Source organism: Pseudomonas sp. K5002 (assembly GCF_013386655.1).
Classification (GTDB): domain Bacteria; phylum Pseudomonadota; class Gammaproteobacteria; order Pseudomonadales; family Pseudomonadaceae; genus Aquipseudomonas.
The window spans coordinates 2,393-2,806 of record NZ_JACARK010001075.1; the positions used below are offsets into that span (position 1 = coordinate 2,393).

1 pseudogene is annotated in these 414 nt (G+C 65.5%); it reads left to right on the top strand.

The annotated features are described in order from the left end of the window. Nucleotides 1-414 (top strand): annotated as a pseudogene (locus HX846_RS39975) (spermidine/putrescine ABC transporter ATP-binding protein); the annotation flags it as partial.

The window sequence follows — 414 nt, forward strand, 5'->3', positions numbered from 1 at the left end:
CCCCTCGGCGCCCTCGACAAGCAACTGCGCGAACACATGCAGATGGAGATCAAGCACCTGCACCAGCGCCTCGGCGTGACGGTGGTGTACGTGACCCACGACCAGGGCGAAGCACTGACCATGTCCGACCGGGTGGCGGTGTTCCATCAGGGCGAGATCCAGCAGATCGCTGCCCCGCGCACCTTGTACGAAGAACCGAAAAACACCTTCGTCGCCAACTTCATCGGCGAGAACAACCGCCTCAATGGCCGCCTGCACAGCCACACCGGCGACCGCTGCGTGGTCGAACTGGCGCGCGGCGAAAAGGTCGAGGCGCTGGCGGTGAACGTCGGCCAGGTCGGCGGCCCGGTGACCTTGTCGGTGCGCCCCGAGCGCGTCAGCCTGAATGGCTCCAGTGAAAGCTGCGTCAACCGA